Below are 21,718 nucleotides of genomic sequence, written 5' to 3'. Positions count from 1 at the left end.
CTAGACCTCGTCGGTGACGGGAGCGGCGAACTGGGAGTTGTAGAGGGCGAAGTACGCGCCCCCGGCGAGCAGCAGTTCCTCGTGCGTGCCGAGCTCGACGATCCGGCCGGACTCCATCACGAGGATGAGGTCGGCGTCGCGGATCGTGGAGAGCCGGTGCGCGATCACGAAGCTCGTGCGGTCGGCGCGGAGCGCGCTCATCGCCTTCTGCACGAGCACCTCGGTGCGGGTGTCGACGGAGCTCGTCGCCTCGTCGAGGATCAGCACGCTCGGCTTCGCGAGGAACGCCCGTGCGATCGTCAGCAACTGCTTCTCACCGGCGCTGACGTTGCCGCCCTCGTCGTCGAGCACCGTGTCGTAGCCGTCCGGCAGCGAGTGCACGAACCGGTCGACGTAGGTGGCGCGCGCGGCGGCCTGGATGTCCTCCTCCGAAGCGTCCGGACGGCCGTAGGCGATGTTCTCCCGGATCGTGCCGCCGAACAGCCAGGTGTCCTGCAGGACCATGCCCATCCTGCCGCGCAGGTCGTCCCTGGTCATCTTCGCGATGTCGATGCCGTCGAGGGTGATCCGGCCGGAGTCCAGCTCGTAGAAGCGCATCATCAGGTTGACCAGGGTCGTCTTGCCCGCCCCGGTCGGACCGACGATCGCGACCGTCTGGCCCGGTTCCGCGACGAGGTTGATGTGCTCGATGAGCGGCTGGTCTGCCGAGTAGCTGAACGACACGTCCTCGAAGGTGAGCCGGCCGTGGTTGTCCGTCGGGCTCTCAGCGGGCTCGGGGTCTGCGCTCTGCTCTTCGGCGTCGAGCAGGCTGAAGACGCGCTCAGCGGATGCGACGCCGGACTGCAGCAGGTTGGCCATCGACCCGAGCTGCGCGAGCGGCTGGGTGAACTGGCGCGAGTACTGGATGAAGGCCTGCACGTCACCGAGCTGCATGGCGCCGGAGGCGACCTGCAGCCCGCCGACGACGGCGATGCCGACGTAGACGAGGTTGCCGATGAACGTCATCGCTGGCATGATCAGGCCGCTGATGAACTGGGCGCCGAAGCTCGCGACGTTGAGTTCCTCGTTCTTGGCCGCGAAGCGCTCCTCGACCTCCTTCTGGCGTCCGAACACCTTGACGAGGGCGTGGCCGGTGAAGGTCTCCTCGATCTGGCCGTTGAGCTCGCCGGTGTTGGTCCACTGGCCGACGAAGAGCTTCTGCGAGCGCTTCGCGATCAGCATCGTCGTCACGAGGGTGAGCGGGATCGTGACGAGGGCGATCAGGGCCAGGAGCGGCGAGAGCAGGAACATCATCACGATGACGCCGACCACGGTCAGCAAAGACGTGACGATCTGGCTCATCGACTGCTGCAGGCTCTGCGAAACGTTGTCGACGTCGTTGGTCACGCGGCTGAGCAGCTCGCCGCGCTGAACGGTGTCGAAGTACTTGAGCGGAAGCCGGTTGATCTTCGCTTCGATCTCCGCGCGGAGGCGGAACACCGTGCGCTGTACGACGCCGTTGAGCACGTAGGCCTGGATCCAGCTGAACGCCGAGGACAGCACGTAGAGGATCATCGCCCAGAGCAGAACAGTGGAGAGCGCGGCGAAGTCGATGCCGAGGCCCGGGGTCAGGGTCATGCCGCTCAACAGGTCGGCCTTGCCGGTGTCGCCGGAGGCGCGGAGGCCCGCGATGACCTGGTCCTGGGTGACCCCGGCCGGGAGCGCCTTCGAGACGATGCCCGCGAAGATCAGGTTGGTGCCCTGGCCGAGGAGGCGCGGGCCGATCACGGAGAAGGTGACGCTGATCACGGCGAGCACGACGACGACCAGGAGCCAGAGCCGTTCCGGCCGGAGCTTGCCCATCAGGCGCTTGGCGGAGGGGCCGAAGTTCATGGCCTTCTCCACGGGCATGCTCATTCCGCCCATCGGGCCGTGGCCGCCGCCGGGACCGCGTCCGCCTGGCCCGCGGGCCGGTGCTGCCGCCGCTGGGCGTTCGGTTGACTCGCTCATGCTGCTTCCTCCGCTGTGAGCTGTGAAGACACGATTTCCTGGTAGGTCGTGTTGGTGTCGAGGAGCTCCTCGTGGGTGCCCCGTCCGACGATCCGGCCGTCTTCGAGAACGAGGATCTGGTCGGCGTCGATGATCGTCGATACCCGCTGGGCGACGATGATCATCGTGGCCCCGTCGGTGCCGACCTTGAGCGCCGCCCGGAGCCGGGCATCCGTTGCGAGGTCGAGCGCGGAGAAGGAGTCGTCGAAGATGTAGATCTCCGGCCGTTTGACCAGGGCCCGCGCGATCGCGAGCCGTTGCCGCTGCCCGCCGGAGACGTTGGTGCCGCCCTGGGAGATGGGCGCGTCGAGGCCTTCTGGCATCTCCTCGACGAAGTCCTTCGCCTGCGCGATCGTGAGCGCCTGCCACAGTTCGGCTTCGGTCGCGTCGGGCTTGCCGTAGAGCAGGTTGCTGCGCACGGTGCCGGAGAACAGGTAGGGCTTCTGCGGCACGAGGCCGATGTGACCCCAGAGCAGGTCGGGGTTGAGCTCGCGCACACCGACGCCGTCGACGAGCACGGTGCCGCTCGTCGCGTCGAAGAGCCGTGGGATCAGGTTGATCAGGGTGGTCTTTCCGGAGCCGGTGCTGCCGATGATCGCGGTCGTCTCGCCGGAACGGGCGAGGAAGCTCACGTTGCTGAGCACGGGCTGCGCGGCGCCGGGGTATTCGAAGCCCACGTCGAGCAGTTCGAGCTCGCCGTGGCCGACGGTGGCGTTGACCGGGTTCTGCGGCGGGCGCACGCTCGACGGGGTGGCGAGCACCTCGCCGATGCGGTCGGCGGAGACGGTCGCCCTCGGGATCATCACGGCCATGAAGGTCGCCATCATGACGGCCATCAGGATCTGCATCAGGTAGCTGAGGAACGCGATCAGGGTACCGACCTGCATCGAGCCGTCCTGGATCCGGAAGGCGCCGAACCAGATCACGGCGACGCTCGACACGTTCAGCACGAGCATCACGATCGGGAACATCAGCGCCATCAGGCGGCCGGCGCGAAGTGCAACGTCGGTGACGTCCTCGTTGGCGACCGCGAAGCGGGCCGTCTCCCGGTCCTCGCGCACGAAGGCGCGAATGACCCGTATGCCGGTGAGCTGTTCCCGGAGGACCCGGTTGACGGTGTCGATCTTGACCTGCATCGTGCGGAACAGGGGAATCATCCGCACGATGATGAGCCCGACGGCGATGAGGAGGACCGGAACGCTCACGGCGATCAGCCAGGACAGCTGCACGTCCTGGCGAATGGCCATGATCACGCCGCCGATGGAAAGGATCGGGGCCGAAACCATCAGGGTCGAGGTCATCAGCACGAGCATCTGCACCTGCTGCACGTCGTTCGTGGAGCGGGTGATCAGCGACGCGGCGCCGAACCTGGTCACCTCCTGCTCGGAGAACTCACCGACCCGGGTGAAGACCGCGCCGCGCAGGTCGCGGCCCAGGGCCATAGCCGACTTCGCGCCGAAGTAGACGGCGATGATCGAACAGATGATCTGCGCCAGGGTGATCAGCAGCATCAGCCCGCCGGTGCGGAGGATGTAGCCGGTGTCACCGGTGGCGACGCCCTGGTCGATGATGTCGGCGTTGAGCGTCGGCAGGTACAGCGAAGCGATCGACTGCGCGAGCTGGAACACCACCACCGCCGTCAACAGCCGCCAGTATGGCCGTAAGTACTTCACGAGTAATTTCCAGAGCATCGGTTCTCCTAGGGCAAAGCGGGGATCAGGGTGGAGTCTGTGGCCGGCGCGGGGGCCGGAAGGGTGGCGTCGACGAGTGGTGAGCCGGGCGCCGTCGGGCCGGGCGCGGGGGATCCGTCGATCCCGTGCAGGATCAGGGCGGCGATCTCGGCGTCGTCGAACTCGGGCCCGTTACGGACGTGAGGGACCGACGCGGCCAGGGTCAGCATCCGGATGACCTGGGCCGCACGCTCGGCGGACACCGTGAGCCGGTCGAGGTCCGGCGCGAGGATCCGCGCGATGATCTCGACGAATTCCCGTCGAGAGTCGTCGCCGGGGTGCGGGCCGCGGTGGCCGATCACGGACATCAGGCTGAACACCGTCGTGAACCGGTCCCGCATCAGGGCGACGATCGCGGTGATGCGTTGCTCGAGGGGCAGGGTGGTGTCGATGCCGCGCAGCCGGCGCCGGAACGGTTCGGGGTCGACCTGCCGGGCGACGACGGCATCGATCAGGTCGTCCTTGCTGTCGAAGGCCCGGAAAATGGTGCCCTCCGCAATACCGGCCCTGTCGGCGATCTGCCGGGTCGTGACGGCGTTCCCGTGCTCGAGCAGCAACGGAAGGGTCGCTTCGATGAGCATCGCCCTCCGGTCCTCGACCGGCAGCGGCTTGGCACGGGGCGGCTTGGCTGACATCCCCCCAGCTTAGATGAGTGAGCGCTCACTCACAAGCGGATGCCCGGCGAATTTCTCGTGAACAGCCGTCGGCTTCCGGAAACTGCTTGCACACTCCCCGAGAGTGAGTGTACAGTCACTCACATGCCAGCCCCCACCGTTCGCCTGTCCACCGCCGAAGCGCGCCGATCGATCGTCATCGACAGCGCGATCGAGGTGTTCGCGCGGACCGGGTACCTCGGCACGCCGATCGCGGCGATCGCCGAACACGCCAGGATCTCCCCCGCCTACGTCTCCAAACTGTTCCCGAACAAGGAGGCGCTCTTCGTCGCCGCACTGGACGAATGCTTCGATCGTGCGGGGGCCGCCCTTTCCCGCGGGGCGGACACCGGCGTCGACCGGAGCCCCGACGGCATCCTCTCCGCGATGGGCGGCGCATACGCCGACCTCATCGCCGACAGGTCGCTCCTGATGCTCCAGGTGCACGCGCAGTCCGCCGCCAGCGTTCCCGAGATCGGTGCGGCGCTCCGGCGGGGCATCGAATCGATCACGACCCTGGTCCGCTCACGCTCGGGGGCATCGGACGAAGCGGTGCAGCGCTTCGTCGCCTATGGCCAGCTCTGCCACCTCATCGTCACCACCGGACTCGACGAGATACCGTCCGAGTGGGCGCGCCTGCTCACGGCCGGCATCCGCCACCCCTGACGCGCTCCCCCTCATCGGGCGCCGCAGCCCGACCCAGCATTCGTCTCTCTCGCATCGTTCATTCTCGCCATCAGTGAGTGATCAGTCACCCACTTCCCGTTTCCGACACGACACCAACACCAACACCAACACCAACACCAGGAGAACACCATGACGAACAACATCCAGCCCGCAATGACACCCGCGACGGCCACCGCTACACCGAACGCCTCCCCCACGCTCACCACCGAGATCGTGATGCCCGGCGTGGTCGAACCGGACGGCTTCCAGATCCGGCGACGGATGCTGCCGGCACCGTCCCGCGGCCAGGCCCGGGTGCGCGTCGAGGCGAGCGGCATCTCGTTCGCCGAACAGTCGATGCGTCGCGGGCGCTACCCCGGCCAGCCCGCGTTCCCGTTCGTTCCCGGCTACGACCTCGTCGGCGTCGTTGAGGCCGTCGGCCCGGGCGTCGATTCCGCTCTCATCGGCGGGCGTGTCGCCGCAGCGACCAAGACCGGCGGCTGGGCGAGCGAAGCGCTCGTGCCCGCCGCCGACCTCGTGCCGGTGCCAGCCGGGCTCGATCCGGCGATCATCGAGTCTGTCATCGTCAACGGGATCACCGCCTGGCAGATGCTGCACCGGAAGGCGCGTGTCGGGAGCGGCCAGACCATCCTCGTGCACGGGGCGAGCGGCGGAGTCGGCACGATTCTCGTGCAGCTCGCCCGCCACGCGGGAATCCGGGTGATAGGAACGGCCGCTCCCCGGCACCATGAGGCCCTCCGCGGCCTCGGGGTCGAGCCGGTCGACTACTCGGACCCGGACCTCGCCGCCCGCGTCCGCGAGCTCGCCCCCAGCGGTGTCCACGCCGCCTTCGACCACCTCGGCCTCGCGAGCGCCCGGATCTCGAAGAGCCTGCTTGCTCGCGGAGGCACCCTGGTCTCGTACGGCATCGCCTCGGCCCTCAAGGACACCGGGTCCCTCCTGCCGCTCTTCATCGGGCTGCTCGCCCGGCTCACCCTCTGGAACACCCTGCCGGGCGGCCACCGCGCCCTGTTCTACGACTTCTGGGCCGGGCACCGGGTCACGCCGGCCGCCTATCGCAGGCACCACAGGGAGGACCTCACCGCGGTCCTCGACCTCGTCGAGCGCGGCATCGTCACCCCGCAGATCGCCGCACGGTTCCCGCTCGTCGAGGCCGCGGCCGCGATGCAGCTCGCGGAGTCGCGCAGCGCCCTCGGCAAGGTGATCCTGATCCCCTGAGCCGAGGCCTCCGGCCCGGGCACGGATGCCGCGCCTCCCCACCAGGCGCGGCTCGCGCCGGGATTTCCCCAGGTCCGAAACCCGCCAGAGGCGCGCGCGGACGCCGACTACAGTCGAACCATGGACAGCATCCCGACCGCCTTGATCCGTCTCCCCAGCCCCATCGGCCGGCTGGAACTCACCGGCGACGACGTCGGCGTCCTCACGCTCGCCATCGAGCGCGACGGGCACCTGCCGCTCGAAACCCAGCCGGAGCACCCCTCCCCCGTGCTCGAAGAAGCCGCGAAACAGCTCACCGAGTACTTCGCGGGCACCCGCACCCGTTTCGACGTTCCGATGCACCTCGCCGGCGGCACCGCATTCCAGCGTGCGGTCTGGGCGCGCCTCGACGAGCTCGACTTCGGAACGGTCACGAGTTACGGCGAACTCGGCCTCTCCATCGACCGGCCGGGCTCCGGGCGAGCGATCGGCGGGGCCGTCGGCGCGAACCCGCTGCCGATCCTGATCGGCTGCCACCGCGTGCTCGCGAGCAACGGCCGCATCACCGGCTACAGCGGCGGCAGCGGCATCCCGACCAAGGAGTGGTTGCTCGGCCACGAGGGCATCGAGTACCGTTCGTGACCGACCCGGCACCCAGGGGCGGTGCGACGGCACTCCCGGCGGTGCCCCCGAGCGCCCTCCGCACCGGTGACGACGGAGTCGTACGCTGCGCGTGGGCGAACGGCGACCCCGAGTACCGCCGGTACCACGACGAGGAGTGGGGTCGCCCCCTCCGCGACGATGAGCGGCTCTTCGAGAAGCTCTGCCTCGAGGGGTTCCAGGCCGGGCTCTCCTGGATCACGATCCTTCGTCGTCGACCGGCGTTCCGTGCGGCGTTCCACGGCTTCGACGTCGACAGGGTCGCGGCCATGACCGCGGCCGACGTCGAACGGCTCCTCGACAACGCCGCCATCATCCGGCACCGCGGCAAGATCGAGGCCGCGATCGGCAATGCCAGGGTCACCCAGAACCTCGGCGAGAGTCTCAGCGACCTGATCTGGAGCTTCGCTCCGCCCGCCCGCGCCATCCGGCCGCGGGAACTCGGAGACGTCCCGGCGATCACCCCGGAATCGACGGCGCTCAGCAAGGATCTCCGCACCCGCGGCTACCGTTTCGTCGGCCCGACGACGATGTACGCGCTGATGCAGTCCGCGGGCCTCGTCGACGACCACATCGCCGGCTGCCACCGCGCCCCCTGACCGAGCGAGAGTTCCTTTTCCGGTCGAGAGTGACCGACGCATCTGGCACTTTCGACCGGAAAGGTAACCCTGGCCGAGAGCGAAGAGGCGGTCAGCGGGCGGCGGGAAGAAGGCCGAGGGCGCGCACGTGGTCGCGTTCCTCGATGAGTTCGGCAACGGATGCGTCGATCCGGGTCCGGGAGAAGGCGTTCAGTTCGAGGCCCTGCACGATCTGCCACTGGCCGTCGACCGACCGCACCGGGAAGGAGCAGACCAGGCCCTCCGGCACCCCGTATGAGCCGTCGGAGACGATTGCGGCGGATGTCCAGCGCGCGCCGGTGCCGTGCACCCAGTCGTAGACGTGGTCGATCGTCGCCTCGGCTGCCGACCCCGCCGAGGAGGCGCCGCGCGCGGTGATGATCTCGTAGCCGCGCTTCTCGACCCGCGGAATGAAGGTTCCGGCGAGCCAGTCCACGTCGACGAGCTCGCGAACCGGTCGCCCAGCGGCCGTCGCGTGGAAGACGTCCGGATACTGCGTCGCCGAGTGGTTGCCCCAGATGGCGAGGCCGTCGATCTCGGAGACGTGCACCCCGAGCCGCACCGCGAGCTGGGCGACGCCGCGGTTGTGGTCGAGCCGGGTCAGCGCGGTGAAGCGCTCGGCGGGAATGTCCGGTGCGAACGCGGCGGCGACGAGCGCGTTCGTGTTGGCCGGATTCCCCACGACGAGCACGCGAACGTCGGATGCCGCCCCCGCGTTGATGGCGGTGCCGTGCGGCCCGAAGATGCGGCCGTTCCCCTCGAGTAGCGCAACGCGTTCCTCGCCGATGCCGCGCGGACGGGAGCCCACGAGGAGGGCGACGTTCACCCCGTCGAAGGCGCGCGTGGGGTCATCCGTCACCATCACGTCCCGCAACAGTGGGAAGGCGCAGTCCTCGAGTTCGAGGGCCGTCCCCGCCGCGGCAGCGAGCCCGGCCGGGATTTCGAGGAGCCGGAGGTTGACCGGGGTCGTCGGGCCGAACATCTGGCCGGACGCGATCCGGAAGAGCAGCGCGTAGCCGATCTGGCCGCCGGCGCCGGTTACGGTGACATTCATCGTTGGAGTGGACACGCTGCCAGCATACGGCCGGGTGCCGGGGTTCGTCAGGCGAGGGCCCTGGCGAGCGGCGCGTCTTCCAGAAGCTCGAGCGAGGCGGGCCCCGCCGCACGCAGGGTGAAGCCGGCGCCGGGAGCCCAGTCCAGCAAGTCGTCGACAGTCGCGAGCTCGGGGGCGCTCCGGATCAGGGCACGGGTGAACCGGCCCTTCGCGGTCTTGTTGAAGTGGTTGAGGGCGCGCACCTGCCCGTCGGGGGTCTCCGTCACGACGCGGAGCACGACCGAGCCGACCCGGGCCGGTGCGGCACCGAGGGCGACGTAACCCGCGGAGCGGAGGTCGAGCACGAGGCCGGACTCCTGGGCGAGCAGTGCCGCGATGCGCGGGCCCCAGTGCTGCTTCAGCACGAGGCCGGGCAGCCGGCTCGTCGTCGACAGCCGGTAGGCCGGAATCGGATCGAGGGCGCCGATCGGACCGAACAGGGCCGAGTGGACCAGCACGTGGGCCGCGGCCCAGTCGCGGTCGGCGAGGGTCAGGGTCTGGGCGTCGAGCGCGTCGTAGAGCACCCCGGTGTACCGGTCGAGGGCCGCCATCGTCGGGGCGGTTGTGAGCGCCCGGTTGTGGGCGACCTCGCCGGACTGGGTGCGGCCGAGCTTGAGGGCGGCCATCATGGCTTCGGGGTGCCGGGCGAGTGAGCGCAGCTCACGCACGAGTACCCGCCGCTGAGCGTTCAGCGACGGGTACCTGAGATGGTTCAGATCGAGCGGTTCGCCGGTACCGCCTGTGCGTTTCGTCTCGGAAGGCGGCAGCAGGAGCAGCACGGGCTAGATCGACACGGCTAGACGAGCCCCGCTTTGCGCGCGACGATCGTGACCTGGTTGTTGGCGACCGACAGGAAGCCGTCCTCCGCCTGCGCGACGATCTTCTCGCCGCCGGGCAGGGTCAGGCGCACTTCGCCGCTCGCCAGGATGGCGAGCAACGGCTCGTGGCCAGGCAGGATGCCGATCTGGCCTTCGACGGTGCGCGCGACGACCATGGTCGCCTCGCCGGACCAGACTTCCTGGTCGGCAGAGACGACGCTGACGGTGAGCGGGGCTCCTGCCATGGCTAGTCGTTCTCCTTCTGGATTTTCGCCCACTTCTCTTCGACGTCGGAGATGCCACCGACGTTGAAGAATGCCTGCTCGGCGACGTGGTCGAAGTCACCATTGGCGATCGCGGTGAAGGATTCGATGGTGTCCTTGAGCGAAACCGTCGAGCCCTCGACACCGGTGAACTTCTTCGCCATGTAGGTGTTCTGCGAGAGGAACTGCTGGATGCGACGGGCCCGCGAAACGGTGACCTTGTCTTCCTCGGAGAGTTCGTCAACACCGAGGATCGCGATGATCTCCTGGAGTTCCTTGTTCTTCTGGAGGATCGCCTTGACGCGGACGGCCGTGTTGTAGTGGTCGACGCCCAGGTAACGGGGGTCGAGGATACGGCTGGTCGAGGTGAGCGGGTCGACGGCCGGGTAGAGGCCCTTCGACGCGATCTCGCGGGACAGCTCGGTCGTGGCGTCGAGGTGGGCGAAGGTCGTCGCCGGTGCCGGGTCGGTGTAGTCGTCAGCGGGCACGTAGATGGCCTGCAGCGACGTGATCGAGTGGCCACGGGTCGAGGTGATGCGCTCCTGGAGGATGCCCATCTCGTCGGCCAGGGTCGGCTGGTAGCCCACGGCGCTCGGCATGCGACCCAGCAGGGTCGACACCTCGGAGCCGGCCTGGGTGAAGCGGAAGATGTTGTCGATGAAGAGCAACACGTCCTGCTTGGCGACGTCGCGGAAGTACTCGGCCATGGTCAGCGCGGAGAGGGCGACGCGGAGACGCGTTCCCGGCGGCTCGTCCATCTGGCCGAACACGAGGGCGGTCTTGTCGAAGACTCCGGCCTCTTCCATTTCCTTGATGAGGTCGTTGCCCTCACGGGTGCGCTCGCCGACTCCGGCGAACACCGAGACACCGCCGTGGTCCTGCGCGACGCGCTGGATCATTTCCTGGATCAGGACGGTCTTGCCGACGCCGGCTCCACCGAAGAGGCCGATCTTGCCGCCGAGGACGTACGGCGTGAGCAGGTCGATGACCTTGATGCCGGTCTCGAACAGCTGGGTCTTGGCCTCGAGCTGGTCGAAGGGCGGCGGCTTGCGGTGGATGGGCCAGCGCTCCGTGATCTCGATCTTCTCGCCGGGCTCGGCGTTGAGCACCTCACCGATGGCGTTGAAGACGCGGCCCTTGGTGACCTCGCCGACCGGAACCATGATGGGAGCTCCGGTGTCCCGGACCTCCTGGCCGCGGACGAGGCCGTCGGTCGGGTTCAGCGCGATCGCTCGGATCAGGTCGTCTCCGAGGTGCAGGGCGACCTCGAGGGTGATCTCAGTGGAGACGTCACCGATGACGATGGTGGTCTTCAGTGCGTTGTACATGCCCGGGATCGAGTCGTGCGCGAACTCGATGTCGACGACCGGGCCCGTGACGCGGGCGATCCGGCCGACGGCAACGGTCGGGGCCGGCGCGTGGACTGGCGCGGTTGCGATGTCAGTCATTGCTCTCTCTTCTCTGGTTTAGTTCTTGGCGGATGAGAGCGCATCGGCCCCACCCACGATCTCGGAAATCTGCGAGGTGATCTCGGTCTGCCTGGCGTTGTTGGACAGCCGGGTGAAGGTCGTGATCAACTTGTCGGCGTTGTCGGCGGCCGACTGCATCGCCTTCTGGCGTGCTGCGTGCTCGGCGGCGGCCGACTGGAGCATCGCGTTGAACACGCGACTCTCGATGTACACCGGCAGGAGCGCGTCCAGGACCGTCTCGACGTCCGGCTCGAATTCGTAGAGCGGCAGGACCTGCCCGTCTCCGGGCTCCTCCACGCCTTCGACGACCTCGAGGGGAAGCAGGCGGACGACCTGGGGCACCTGGGTGACCATGCTCACGAAGCGGTTGAACACCACGTGAATCTCGTCGACGCCACCGTCTTCGGCATCGCGAAGGAAGGTCTCGAGCAGCGACTCGCTGATCTCCCGCGCGATCTCGAACTGCGGCTGGTCGGTGCCGCCGGTCCAGACCCGCTCGGACGCACGCCGGCGGAAGCCGAAGTAGGCGACGGCCTTGCGTCCGACGAGGAAGTAAACGACGTCCTTGCCCTGGCTGCGCAGCAGTTCGCTGAGTGACTCCGCTTCGCGCAGCACCTGGGAACTGAATGCTCCTGCGAGGCCTCGGTCCGACGTGAAGATGACGACCGCGGCGCGCTCGATCTTCTCCGGTTCGGTGGTCAGAACGTGCGCGACGTTGGAATACGTCGCGACGGCCGAGACCGCCCGGGTGATCGACTGCGAATACGGAGTCGAGGCCGAAACCCTCGCCCTCGCCTTCTGAATGCGCGAGGCCGAAATCAACTCCATGGCCCGAGTGATCTTCTTCATCGTCTGGGCAGACTTGATCTTCTGCCGGTAGACCCGAAGTTGCGCTCCCATGTGTCTCCTGTGCTTCCTTCTCAGTGAATAGTGGTTGTCTCAGCGCGCGGGTTAGCGGCGGTGCTTGACAATCTTTTCCTGGTTCACGTCGTCGGCGGTGATCGCTTCGAACTGTTCCTTGCCGACGGAGGCGAGCGGCTTGCCCTCACCGGTCTGGAATTCGCGCTTGAAGACGCTGACCTCACGCTCGAGGATCTCAACGGTCTCATCGCTCAGCACGTTCGTGTCGCGCAGCGTCTTCAAAACCTCGGTGTTGCGTCCGAGGTGGTCGAGGAGGCCACGCTCGAAACGGAGCACGTCCTCGACGGGAACCTCGTCGAACTTGCCGGTCGTGCCTGCCCAGATCGAGACGACCTGGTCCTCGACCGGATACGGCGAGTACTGCGGCTGCTTGAGCAGCTCGGTCAGGCGGGCGCCGCGGGCGAGCTGGCGACGGCTGGCGGCGTCGAGGTCGGATGCGAACATCGCGAAGGCTTCGAGCGAGCGGTACTGCGCCAGTTCGAGCTTGAGCGTTCCGGAGACCTTCTTGATCGACTTGACCTGCGCATCGCCACCGACGCGCGAGACCGAGATACCCACGTCGACCGCCGGACGCTGGTTGGCGTTGAAGAGGTCGGACTGCAGGAAGATCTGGCCGTCGGTGATCGAGATCACGTTGGTCGGGATGTACGCAGACACGTCGTTCGCCTTGGTCTCGATGATCGGCAGGCCGGTCATCGATCCCGCGCCGAGCGCGTCGGACAGCTTGGCGCAACGCTCGAGCAGACGGGAGTGCAGGTAGAACACATCGCCGGGGTACGCTTCGCGTCCCGGCGGACGACGCAGCAGCAGCGAAACGGCGCGGTAGGCCTCCGCCTGCTTGGACAGGTCGTCGAAGATGATGAGGACGTGCTTGCCCGCGTACATCCAGTGCTGGCCGATTGCCGAACCGGTGTACGGCGCGAGGTACTTGAAGCCGGCCGGGTCGGACGCCGGGGAGGCGACGATGGTCGTGTACTCCATCACGCCGGCATCCTCGAGCGCGCCCTTGACGGCGGCGATCGTGGAGCCCTTCTGGCCGATGGCGACGTAGATGCAGCGAACCTGCTTGTTCACGTCTCCCGAGGCCCAGTTGGCCTTCTGGTTGATGATGGTGTCGATCGCGATGGCGGTCTTGCCGGTCTGGCGGTCACCGATGATGAGCTGGCGCTGTCCGCGGCCGATCGGGATCATCGCGTCGATCGCCTTGATGCCGGTCTGCATCGGCTCGTGCACGGACTTGCGGTCCATGACGCCGGGCGCCTGCAGCTCGAGGGCACGACGGCCTTCGCTCTCGATCGGGCCGAGGCCGTCGATCGGGGCGCCGAGCGGGTCCACGACGCGACCGAGGTAGCCGTCGCCGACGGGAACGGAGAGCACCTCTCCGGTGCGGTGCACCTCCATGCCTTCGACGATGCCGGCGAACTCGCCGAGCACGACAACACCGATCTCGTCTTCGTCGAGGTTCTGGGCGAGGCCCAGGGTGCCATCGGCGAACTTGATGAGCTCGTTGGCCATCACGCTGGGCAGGCCCTCGACGTGGGCGATACCGTCGCCGGCTGTCGTGACGTAGCCGACCTCCGCGGTCGCGGTCTTGCTCGGCTCGTAGGACTTGACGAAGTCCTGGAGAGCATCGCGGATCTCATCGGGGCTGATCGTTAGTTCTGCCATCATCTTCCCTTTCCCGTACGGCTGTACAGGTTCTGTCTTGAACGAAGCGTTGCCGCTCGTGGTTTTTCTGTTCCGTCTGACCAGAGGTCAGCCGGCAAGCTGGAGTCTCAAATCCTTGAGGCGGGTGGCGATGGTGCCGTCGATGACGTCGTCACCGATCTGCACGCGGACACCGCCGACAAGGGAGCGGTCGATGACCTGGTTGATCGTCAGCGTACGTCCGTATCGTGCCGTGAGGCTGGTGCGCAGGCGCTCCAGCTGTGCGGAACTCAGTAGCTCGGCCGTCGAGACGGTCGCAATCGCGGTGCCGCCCTCGTCCGCGACGATTGTCGCGGAGAAACGCAGGAGTGCACCGATGCGACGGCCGCGGGGCTGCTGCACGAGGTGGCGCACGATCACGAGGGTCTGTTCCGAAACCTTGCCGGTGAGCAGGGAATCGATGAGCCCGACCTTGGCGCTGACCGCGCCGAGCTTCGAGGCAAGTGCCAGTTCGAGTTCACCGTTCGACGCGACGGCCGTTCCGAATTCGAACAATTCCGCTTCCACGGCACCCGCGACCGGGGCAGAGGCCGCAACGGCCCGCAGCCCCAGTTCTTCGATGCCGGCGAGCAGGTCGGAGTGACTCGACCAGCGCGCGGCGGCCACCGACTGGAGCAGGTCCAGTGCCGTGGGGGTCAGTTTCGCCGAGAACACGGCGGCAACGAGTGCCGCCTTGGCTGCGGCATCCGCGGCGGGATCGACCAGGGCAGACAGCAGCTGCGCAGAGTCGCCGATGACACGGCCGGAGTCGAGCAGGCCTTCGCCCGTTGCGAGATCGGTCGTTCGGCCGTGGGCGGCGAGAACCGCCCTCGTTGAGGCCAAAGCTTCCCTGGTGGCGCTTCCCATTACTTAGCTGCTTTCTCCGAGGCCTCAAGGTCGGCCAGGAAACGGTCGACGATGGCACTCGCCTTCGCGTCGTCCGTCAGGCTTTCGCCGATGACACCGGACGCGAGGTCGATGGCCAGGGTGCCGACTTCGGCACGGAGGGACAGGACTGCCGCCTGACGTTCCGCTTCGATCTGGGCCTTGGCACTCGCGGTGATGCGGGCCGCCTCAGCGCCGGCCTGCTCCTTGAGTTCGGAGATGATCTTCTGGCCGTCCGCACGGGCTACGTCGCGGATCTTGCCTGCTTCCGCACGGGCGTCGGCGAGCTGGGCCGTGTACTGCTCGAGAGCGGCCTCGGCCTTGCGCTGGGCGTCATCCGCCTTGGCGATGTTGCCCTCGATGGCCTCAGCACGGTCGTCGAGCATCTTCTGCATCCTCGGAAGGATGAGCTTCCAGAAGAAGAACAGAATCACGACAAAGCACACCGCGGACCAAATGATGTCCGGCCATGCGGGAAGGAGCGGGTTGTGCGCCTCTTCCGCGGCGGCTGCAATTACTGCGTGAAGCATCATGCCTCCATATCTAGGTGAAAAAGAGGACGATTAGGACGTGAAGATGAAGTACGTTGCGATACCGATGAACGCGAGCGCCTCGGTGAAGGCGATGCCGATGTACATCAGGACCTGGAGCTGGCCGGCCAGTTCGGGCTGACGAGCAACGCCCTCGATGGTCTTGCCGACGACGATACCCACGCCGATTGCCGGGCCGATTGCGGCGAGGCCGTAACCGACAGTGGCGATGTTTCCTGAGATTGCCGCGAGAACGGTAGTTGCGTCCACGTTTGTTTCCTTCCGTTGTGACGAATACGGCGAGTGCCGGGTTCGAGGTTAGTGTTCTTCAGCCACCGCGAGCTGGATGTAAACGGCGGTGAGCAGGGCGAAGATATACGCCTGGAGCACGGCGATCAGCACCTCGAAGAGGGTGAACGCGAGTCCGAAGACGAGGGTGCCCGCACCGAAGAGCTTGAAGGCTCCATCGGCCGTGAAGAAGAAGAACTGGGTCGCCGTGAAGAACAGCACCAGCAGCAGGTGGCCGACGATCATGTTCATCAGCAGTCGCAGGGTCAGCGTGACCGGGCGCACGAGGAAGGTCGAGATGAACTCGATCGGCGTCACGATGATGTAGAGCGCCTTCGGCACGCCGGGCGGGAAGAGCGAGTTCCGGACGAAATTGCCCGGGTTCTTCTTGAGGCCGGCGTAGATGAAGGTGCAGTACGAGATGACGGCGAGGAGCAGCGGAACGCCGATCACCGACGTGCCCGCGATGTTGAAGAACGGGATCGGTCCGGTGAGGTTCATGAACAGCACGAGGAAGAAGATCGTCGTGAGGAGAGGCAGGAAACGCTTGCCCTCCTTCTTGCCGAGGATGCTTTCCGCGATGTTGACCCTGGCGAAGTCGAGGCCCATCTCCACGAGGCTCTGCAGCCGGGTCGGTACGACCTTCATGCGGCGCGTGCCGAGCCAGAAGAGCAGGATCAGGGCGGCCATCGCAATGAAGCGGATGAGCATGATCCGGTTGATCTCGAATGGCGTCCCCACGAAGAAGACGCCCTCGGGGAAGAACTCATTGATGGATGGACCTTGGAAGGTACCGTCGCCGGTAGCCAACGGGAGCATCAGGTTTACGGCGGTTTCTAGCAGCGCTTTCTCCTGGTTCGGGGCGGGGAGCTCTGCTCTCGCGAAGACGAAAAATGGGTCGGAACGTCGAGCACGACAAAAGCAGCGCTGCGGGGCGAACCGGTCATTACCCTACCAAGAAACCCACCTCGGGCCGAATCCTGCGGGTGAATATTCATCGGTTTTTCTGTTCTCCGCTGCGGGGCAGATCACTCACGTACGGAACGCGGCTCTTGCGGATGACCACCACGTCGACGATCAGGGATCCGATGACGCCGGCGATGATACTCAGGAACAGCACGACCGGCTGCACCCAGGGCTGCCCCTTGAGCAGCACGACGAGCACGAGGAAGATCACGAATTTGAGCAGCCAGCCGCCCAGGACGATTCCGAAGAACGCGCCGACGGCGGCTGCGGTCCCGGCGAAGCGGTTGGCGATCAGGATGCTGCCTGCCGTGATCCCCATGAACACGAGCGCCATCCCGGTGCCGATCAGGGCGCTGAGCACTCCGATGCCGCCGGCGGCGAGCCCGCCGGCGATCATCCCGACCACGGCGATGCCGCCGGCGAGGTAGCCGCCGTAGACGAGGATGCTGCGGAACACCCGGTTGGACGTCGGCTGCAGGGATCCGGCTGGCTGGGTGGCGCTCATACGTGCTCCTCGGCTTGCGTCGATGCCTCGTCGAGGCGATCGAGCTTCACGATGTCGTGGGGAAGGGTGGCTGGGTGGGCAAGCTGGGTGGCCGCTTCGATCTTCTTGGAGCGGCTGAGCGGCGCGAGGGTCACGATCGTGCAGGCGACCAGGGCGCAGATCAGGAAGATCGTCGCCCACCAGGTCTGCACGCCGAAGTAGACGGGCAACACGAAATAGAGCAGGCAACCGACGGCTACGGCGGCCGTCCAGCCGTAGAAGATCAGCACGGCGTGCAGGTGCGAGTGCCCCATGTCGAGCAGCCGGTGGTGCAGGTGCTTCCGGTCGGCGCTGAACGGGGACTTGCCCGCGCGCACCCGGCGGAACACGGCGAGTGCGAAATCGAGCAGCGGGATGATCAGGATCGCGAACGGCAACAGAATGGGGATGAACGCGGGAAAGAGCTGGGACCGGTTCACCGCGGTCGGGTCGACCTGGCCGGTGATCGCGATCGCCGAGGTCGCCATCAGGAGGCCGACGAGCATGGAGCCGGAGTCGCCCATGAAGATCTTGGCGGGACGCCAGTTGAGCGGCAGGAAGCCGATGCAGGCACCCACGAGGATCGCGGCGATCACCGAGGCGAGGTTGAAGTAGTTGCTCGGGGAGGTGTCCCGTACGAGCAGGTAGCTGTAGATGAAGAAGACGCCGTTGGCGATGAGGGCGACCCCGGCGACGAGGCCGTCGAGGCCGTCGATGAAGTTGATCATGTTCATCACGAGCACGATCACGAAGACGGTGATCAGGATCGACATCCACGAGGAGCCGACGGTGAGCCCGCCGATCGGGAGGGAGAGCACCTGGACGCCCTGCCAGGCGACGAGCCCTGCCGCGATGAACTGGCCGGCGAGTTTGGTCATCCAGTCGAGGTCCCAGAGGTCGTCCGCGACGCCCAGCAGCACGATCATCAGGGCGGCGCCGACAATGGCGAGGATCTGCTCAGGATCGGAGAAGACAAGCCGGAGCGGCGCGAACTGGGCGGAGATGAGGTAGGCGACCCCGAAGGCCGCGACAACGCCGAAGAAGATGGCGACCCCGCCGAGCCGGGGGGTCGGCCGGGTGTGCACGTCCCGCAGGCGGATCTTCGGATAGATCTTGTAGCGGTGGCTGACCTTGAGCACGACCCAGGAGAGGACGGCCGTGACAACAGCCGAGACGATGGCCAGCAGGACGAATACGGTCATGGCTAGCCCGCGACATCCGTTTCGGTCGAATCGCCGGTCGCGTCTTCGCGGGCGGATGCTGCGGGCACCTCGTCCTGCGGAGTCGCGGCAACGGGGGCGACGAAGCCTTCCGGTGCGAGCGCGTCGCCGACGACGGCTGCGAGGGCCTCCCGGGAGATCACGCCCTTCCGCACGATCACGAGCTTGCCGCCATTGGTGTGGAAGCCGGTCGCATCGATGATCGTCGAGGAGGTGTCGCCGGCCCGGTCGCCGATCGGCTCGTAGCCGGTGCCGGCCACTCCCCCGTCGAGGTAGACCTCGACGCTCTCGCCGAGCATCTCGGCGGCGGTCGCCGCGTCGACCGCTGACGGCAGGCCGCTCGTATTAGCACTCGAGACGGCGAGGGGGCCGGTGTCGGCGAGGAGGTCGAGGGCGATCGGGTTGCTCGGCATCCGCAGGGCGACGGTGCCGCGGGTGTCGCCGAGGTCCCAGACCAGGGAGGGCTGGGCGTGGAGCACCACAGTCAGCCCGCCCGGCCAGAATTCCGCGACGAGCTCCCGCACGGGCTGAGGAATATTGACCGCGAGCGCGTCGAGGGTGCCGATACCCGGAATCAACACGGGCGGCGGCGACTGCCGGCCGCGGCCCTTCGCGTCGAGCAGGCGTTGCACGGCCTCTGGGCTGAACGCGTCGGCGGCAAGGCCGTAGACCGTGTCGGTGGGGATGACGACGAGCGCGCCGCGAGCGATCGCCGAGCGTGCCAGTCTCATGCCGGTTGCGTAGTCCGAGACAACCGTGCAGTCGTAGATGCGTGTCATTGCGCCCAATTCTAGTGCAGGGGTGTTTCCCAAGGCTGGGAGTGGGGGTCAGGGCGTAGGGCGGATGGCCGTGGTCGCCCGGTCGCGGGTGGTGTAGTCGCGGTGGGTCGCGGTCGCGCGCCAGCCGTCGCCGGTCAGCAGGGCACGGATGTCGGCGCCCTGCAGTTCGCCGTGCTCGATCACGAGCACTCCGCCGGGGCGCAGCAGGCGCAGGGCCGTCTGCGAGACGTGCCGGACGACGTCGAGGCCGTCCGCCCCGCCGAAGAGTGCGTGCGCGGGATCGAAGAGACGCACCTCGGGGTCGCGCGGCACGGCATCCGCCGGTATATAGGGAGGGTTCGAGATCAGGACGGCGACGGTGCCGTCGAGTTCGGCGAGGATGCCCGTGTCTGCGAGGTCGCCGAAGACGAGGGTCGCATTGGCCGCGTTCACCGCCGTGAAGTTGCGGGTCGTCCAGGCGAAGGCCTCCGGCGAGTTCTCGACGGCCCAGATCCGCGCGTTCGGCACTTCGACGGCGAGGGAGAGCGCGATCGCGCCGCTCCCGGTGCCGAGGTCCACGCCGATCGGGTCAGGGTCGGGCACGGAGCGGAGGGCGTCGATCGCGAACTGGGCCACCTGCTCGGTCTCGGGTCGGGGTACGAAGACGCCCGGGCCGACGAGGAGTTCGATCGACCGGAACGGGGCTCGCCCGGTGATGTGCTGCAGCGGTTCGCGCAGGGCGCGGCGAGAGACGAGGACGTCGATAGCGGCGGCATCCGCCGACGTGACACCGGTGCGAAGGATGACGGCGGCCTGCACCTCTCCGCGGCTCCGGCCGAGCACGTGGCCGATCAGGAGGTCGGCGTCGACCTCGGGGTCGGCGATGCCCGCGGCGGCGAGGATGCCGATGGTGCGGGCACGGATCGTGTCCACCGCGTCCGGGACCGCTTCGCCCGCGTCGGGGGCGGAAAAAGTGCCGGGAATGGAATGGTCGTCGTCTTCAGTTGTCACACCTTGGAATGTAACGTAATGAAGCGCGCTCTCCCAATGCCGGAGCCGTAGGCTGAGCGAGGTTCCCGATCCGAATGACCCGATGACCCGACCGAAAGGCACTGCGATGACCGCACGCATCTACTCCGACATCACCAAGGCAGTTGGAGGGACACCGCTGGTCAAGCTCAACCGCCTCACGGCGGGCCTCGACGCGACCGTGCTCGTCAAGCTCGAGTTCTACAACCCCTCCGCGAGCGTCAAGGACCGGATCGGCATCGCGATCGTCGACGCCGCAGAGGCCTCCGGCGAACTCCTGCCCGGCGGCACCATCGTCGAGGGCACGAGCGGCAACACCGGCATCGCGCTCGCGCTCGTCGGAGCGGCCCGCGGCTACAAGGTCATCCTGGCGATGCCGGAGACCATGAGCAAGGAACGCCGCGTCCTCCTTCGCGCCTATGGCGCCGAGATCGTGCTGACCCCGGGGGCCGCCGGCATGCGCGGCGCCGTCGAGAAGGCCGAAGAGATCGTCGCGAACACGCCCGGTGCGATTCTCGCCCGTCAGTTCGACAACCCCGCCAACCCGGCGATCCACTTCGCGACGACCGGCGTTGAGATCTGGGACGACACCGAAGGCGCCGTCGACATCTTCGTCGCGGGCATCGGCACCGGCGGCACCATCACGGGCGCCGGACGACTGCTCAAGGAACGCAAGCCCTCCGTGCACATCGTCGGCGTCGAGCCGATCGACTCCCCGATCCTCACCGGCGGCAAGCCGGGTCCGCACAAGATCCAGGGCATCGGCGCGAACTTCATCCCGTCCGTTCTCGACACCGACCTCTACGATGAGGTGACCGATGTCACCCTCGCCGATTCCCTCACCACCGCTCGCGCACTCGCGACCGACGAGGGAATCCTTTCCGGCATCTCGGGCGGCTCCGCCGTCTGGGCGGCCATCGAGCAGGCGAAGAAGCCGGAGAACGCCGGCAAGACCATCGTCGCCATCCTCCCGAGCTTCGGAGAGCGTTACATCTCCACCGTGCTGTATGAGGACCTGCTCGACTAACAAGAACGGGAACAACTGAAAACCGACATGGGAGTCATTTCACGCATCCGTGAGGACATGGCGATGGCGCGCGCCCACGACCCGGCAGCCCGCAGCAACGTGGAGGTCTTCCTCGCGTACAGCGGGCTGCACGCCGTCTGGTCGTACCGCATCGCGCACCGGATGTGGGTGGCCGGGTTGTACCTGCCCGCCCGGCTGGTCTCCCAGTTCACCCGGTTCCTCACCGGGATCGAGATCCACCCCGGCGCCCGGATCGGGCGCCGGTTGTTCATCGACCACGGCATGGGCGTCGTGATCGGGGAAACCGCCGATGTGGGCGACGACGTGATGCTCTATCACGGCGTCACTCTCGGCGGGAAGACCCGGCACGGCGTCGTCCGCGGTGAGAAGCGGCATCCCACCCTCGGCGATGGCGTCACGATCGGCGCGGGCGCGAAGGTGCTCGGTCCGATCACGATCGGCGCCTGGAGCACGATCGGCGCGAACGCCGTCGTCACGAGGGACGCCCCGCCGAAGTCCCTGCTGCTCGGCATCCCCGCGACGATCCAGCCGGTGCGCGCACAGACGATCGAGGGCGCGCGCGGTCTCCCGGTCTCCGACGAGGACTAGCCGGCTCGCGGCATCTGCCGCCGCCGCCGACCAGAGTCACCAGAAATGCCCAGAATCGCCG

Annotated in this window: 23 protein-coding genes; 6 read left to right on the top strand and 17 right to left on the bottom strand. The window is 67.3% G+C overall.

From position 1 onward, the window contains the following. Genes RHM57_RS03120 through RHM57_RS03110 form a run of 3 tightly spaced genes read right to left on the bottom strand, consistent with a single transcriptional unit; the run spans position 1 to position 4,393 of the window. A complete protein-coding gene (locus RHM57_RS03120) occupies positions 1-1,989 on the bottom strand; it encodes an ABC transporter ATP-binding protein (RefSeq protein ID WP_322136259.1) in 1,989 nt (662 codons plus the stop codon). After that, on the bottom strand, positions 1,986-3,719 hold the full coding sequence (locus tag RHM57_RS03115) for an ABC transporter ATP-binding protein (RefSeq protein WP_134448180.1): 1,734 nt from the start codon (positions 3,717-3,719) through the stop codon (positions 1,986-1,988). Before RHM57_RS03115 ends, RHM57_RS03120 begins: the two co-directional genes overlap by 4 nt. Before the next feature lie 8 nt (positions 3,720-3,727). After that, positions 3,728-4,393, bottom strand: a complete 666-nt coding sequence (locus tag RHM57_RS03110) for a TetR/AcrR family transcriptional regulator (RefSeq protein ID WP_322136260.1) — start codon at positions 4,391-4,393, stop codon at positions 3,728-3,730. 123 nt (positions 4,394-4,516) lie between these two features. Between RHM57_RS03110 and RHM57_RS03105 the strand changes: the two genes are divergently transcribed. From RHM57_RS03105 to RHM57_RS03090, 4 genes are all read left to right on the top strand, one after another. Beyond that, positions 4,517-5,077, top strand: a complete 561-nt coding sequence (locus RHM57_RS03105) for a TetR/AcrR family transcriptional regulator (protein ID WP_134558693.1) — start codon at positions 4,517-4,519, stop codon at positions 5,075-5,077. A 150-nt stretch (positions 5,078-5,227) separates the two neighbouring features. Continuing rightward, complete coding sequence (locus RHM57_RS03100) at positions 5,228-6,316, top strand: medium chain dehydrogenase/reductase family protein (protein WP_322136261.1); 1,089 nt, start codon at positions 5,228-5,230, stop codon at positions 6,314-6,316. A 120-nt stretch (positions 6,317-6,436) separates the two neighbouring features. After that, complete coding sequence (locus RHM57_RS03095; protein ID WP_134561989.1) at positions 6,437-6,937, top strand: methylated-DNA--[protein]-cysteine S-methyltransferase; 501 nt, start codon at positions 6,437-6,439, stop codon at positions 6,935-6,937. Positions 6,938-6,978: 41 nt separating this feature from the next. Beyond that, positions 6,979-7,554 (top strand): DNA-3-methyladenine glycosylase I, encoded by a 576-nt coding sequence (locus RHM57_RS03090; RefSeq protein ID WP_322137345.1) that lies wholly within the window; start codon positions 6,979-6,981, stop codon positions 7,552-7,554. A 91-nt stretch (positions 7,555-7,645) separates the two neighbouring features. On the opposite strand, the gene RHM57_RS03085 is transcribed toward RHM57_RS03090, so the two are convergent. From RHM57_RS03085 to prmC, 14 genes are all read right to left on the bottom strand, one after another. Then, positions 7,646-8,641, bottom strand: a complete 996-nt coding sequence (locus RHM57_RS03085) for a malate dehydrogenase (protein WP_322136262.1) — start codon at positions 8,639-8,641, stop codon at positions 7,646-7,648. Positions 8,642-8,673: 32 nt separating this feature from the next. Then, a complete protein-coding gene (locus tag RHM57_RS03080) occupies positions 8,674-9,444 on the bottom strand; it encodes a peroxide stress protein YaaA (protein ID WP_322136263.1) in 771 nt (256 codons plus the stop codon). Between the two features lie 17 nt (positions 9,445-9,461). Further along, the gene (locus tag RHM57_RS03075; protein ID WP_134448166.1) at positions 9,462-9,728 is read right to left on the bottom strand and encodes a F0F1 ATP synthase subunit epsilon; all 267 of its coding nucleotides are present in this window, start codon (positions 9,726-9,728) and stop codon (positions 9,462-9,464) included. 2 nt (positions 9,729-9,730) lie between these two features. Continuing rightward, a complete protein-coding gene (atpD, locus tag RHM57_RS03070; protein WP_134448164.1) occupies positions 9,731-11,194 on the bottom strand; it encodes a F0F1 ATP synthase subunit beta in 1,464 nt (487 codons plus the stop codon). 18 nt (positions 11,195-11,212) lie between these two features. Beyond that, a complete protein-coding gene (locus tag RHM57_RS03065) occupies positions 11,213-12,115 on the bottom strand; it encodes a F0F1 ATP synthase subunit gamma (protein WP_134448163.1) in 903 nt (300 codons plus the stop codon). 51 nt (positions 12,116-12,166) lie between these two features. Then, entirely contained in the window at positions 12,167-13,804 is a 1,638-nt protein-coding gene (gene atpA / locus RHM57_RS03060) for a F0F1 ATP synthase subunit alpha (RefSeq protein ID WP_134448325.1), read from the bottom strand. An 87-nt stretch (positions 13,805-13,891) separates the two neighbouring features. After that, entirely contained in the window at positions 13,892-14,689 is a 798-nt protein-coding gene (locus tag RHM57_RS03055; RefSeq protein ID WP_134448161.1) for a F0F1 ATP synthase subunit delta, read from the bottom strand. Then, positions 14,689-15,237: a F0F1 ATP synthase subunit B gene (locus RHM57_RS03050; protein ID WP_134558703.1), complete on the bottom strand. Its 549-nt coding sequence runs from the start codon at positions 15,235-15,237 to the stop codon at positions 14,689-14,691. The genes RHM57_RS03055 and RHM57_RS03050 overlap by 1 nt, the downstream gene beginning before the upstream one ends. A gap of 33 nt (positions 15,238-15,270) precedes the next feature. Then, a complete protein-coding gene (atpE, locus tag RHM57_RS03045) occupies positions 15,271-15,507 on the bottom strand; it encodes an ATP synthase F0 subunit C (RefSeq protein ID WP_134448159.1) in 237 nt (78 codons plus the stop codon). Between the two features lie 48 nt (positions 15,508-15,555). Next, the gene (gene atpB / locus RHM57_RS03040) at positions 15,556-16,344 is read right to left on the bottom strand and encodes a F0F1 ATP synthase subunit A (protein WP_134448157.1); all 789 of its coding nucleotides are present in this window, start codon (positions 16,342-16,344) and stop codon (positions 15,556-15,558) included. Between the two features lie 175 nt (positions 16,345-16,519). Continuing rightward, positions 16,520-16,996, bottom strand: a complete 477-nt coding sequence (locus tag RHM57_RS03035; protein ID WP_134448155.1) for a hypothetical protein — start codon at positions 16,994-16,996, stop codon at positions 16,520-16,522. Next, positions 16,993-18,216 carry an MraY family glycosyltransferase gene (locus RHM57_RS03030; protein ID WP_134448150.1) on the bottom strand — a complete coding sequence of 408 codons (1,224 nt, stop codon included), beginning with the start codon at positions 18,214-18,216 and terminating at the stop codon, positions 16,993-16,995. The genes RHM57_RS03035 and RHM57_RS03030 overlap by 4 nt, the downstream gene beginning before the upstream one ends. Positions 18,217-18,218: 2 nt before the next feature. Continuing rightward, the gene (locus RHM57_RS03025; RefSeq protein WP_322140693.1) at positions 18,219-19,013 is read right to left on the bottom strand and encodes an L-threonylcarbamoyladenylate synthase; all 795 of its coding nucleotides are present in this window, start codon (positions 19,011-19,013) and stop codon (positions 18,219-18,221) included. Between the two features lie 48 nt (positions 19,014-19,061). Then, on the bottom strand, positions 19,062-19,976 hold the full coding sequence (prmC, locus tag RHM57_RS03020; RefSeq protein WP_370294889.1) for a peptide chain release factor N(5)-glutamine methyltransferase: 915 nt from the start codon (positions 19,974-19,976) through the stop codon (positions 19,062-19,064). Positions 19,977-20,109: 133 nt separating this feature from the next. On the opposite strand from prmC, the gene cysK reads away from it, so the two are divergent. Together cysK and epsC are read left to right on the top strand one after the other, a co-directional pair. After that, entirely contained in the window at positions 20,110-21,048 is a 939-nt protein-coding gene (gene cysK / locus RHM57_RS03015) for a cysteine synthase A (protein ID WP_134448145.1), read from the top strand. A gap of 27 nt (positions 21,049-21,075) precedes the next feature. Further along, a complete protein-coding gene (epsC, locus tag RHM57_RS03010) occupies positions 21,076-21,657 on the top strand; it encodes a serine O-acetyltransferase EpsC (RefSeq protein ID WP_134558685.1) in 582 nt (193 codons plus the stop codon). Positions 21,658-21,718 lie beyond the last annotated feature (61 nt).

Origin of the sequence: Cryobacterium sp. 10S3 (genome assembly GCF_034344045.1) — a bacterium.
GTDB lineage: Bacteria > Actinomycetota > Actinomycetes > Actinomycetales > Microbacteriaceae > Cryobacterium > Cryobacterium glucosi.
The sequence above is the reverse complement of the archived record's forward strand: the minus strand, read 5'-3'. Positions and strand labels throughout refer to the sequence as shown.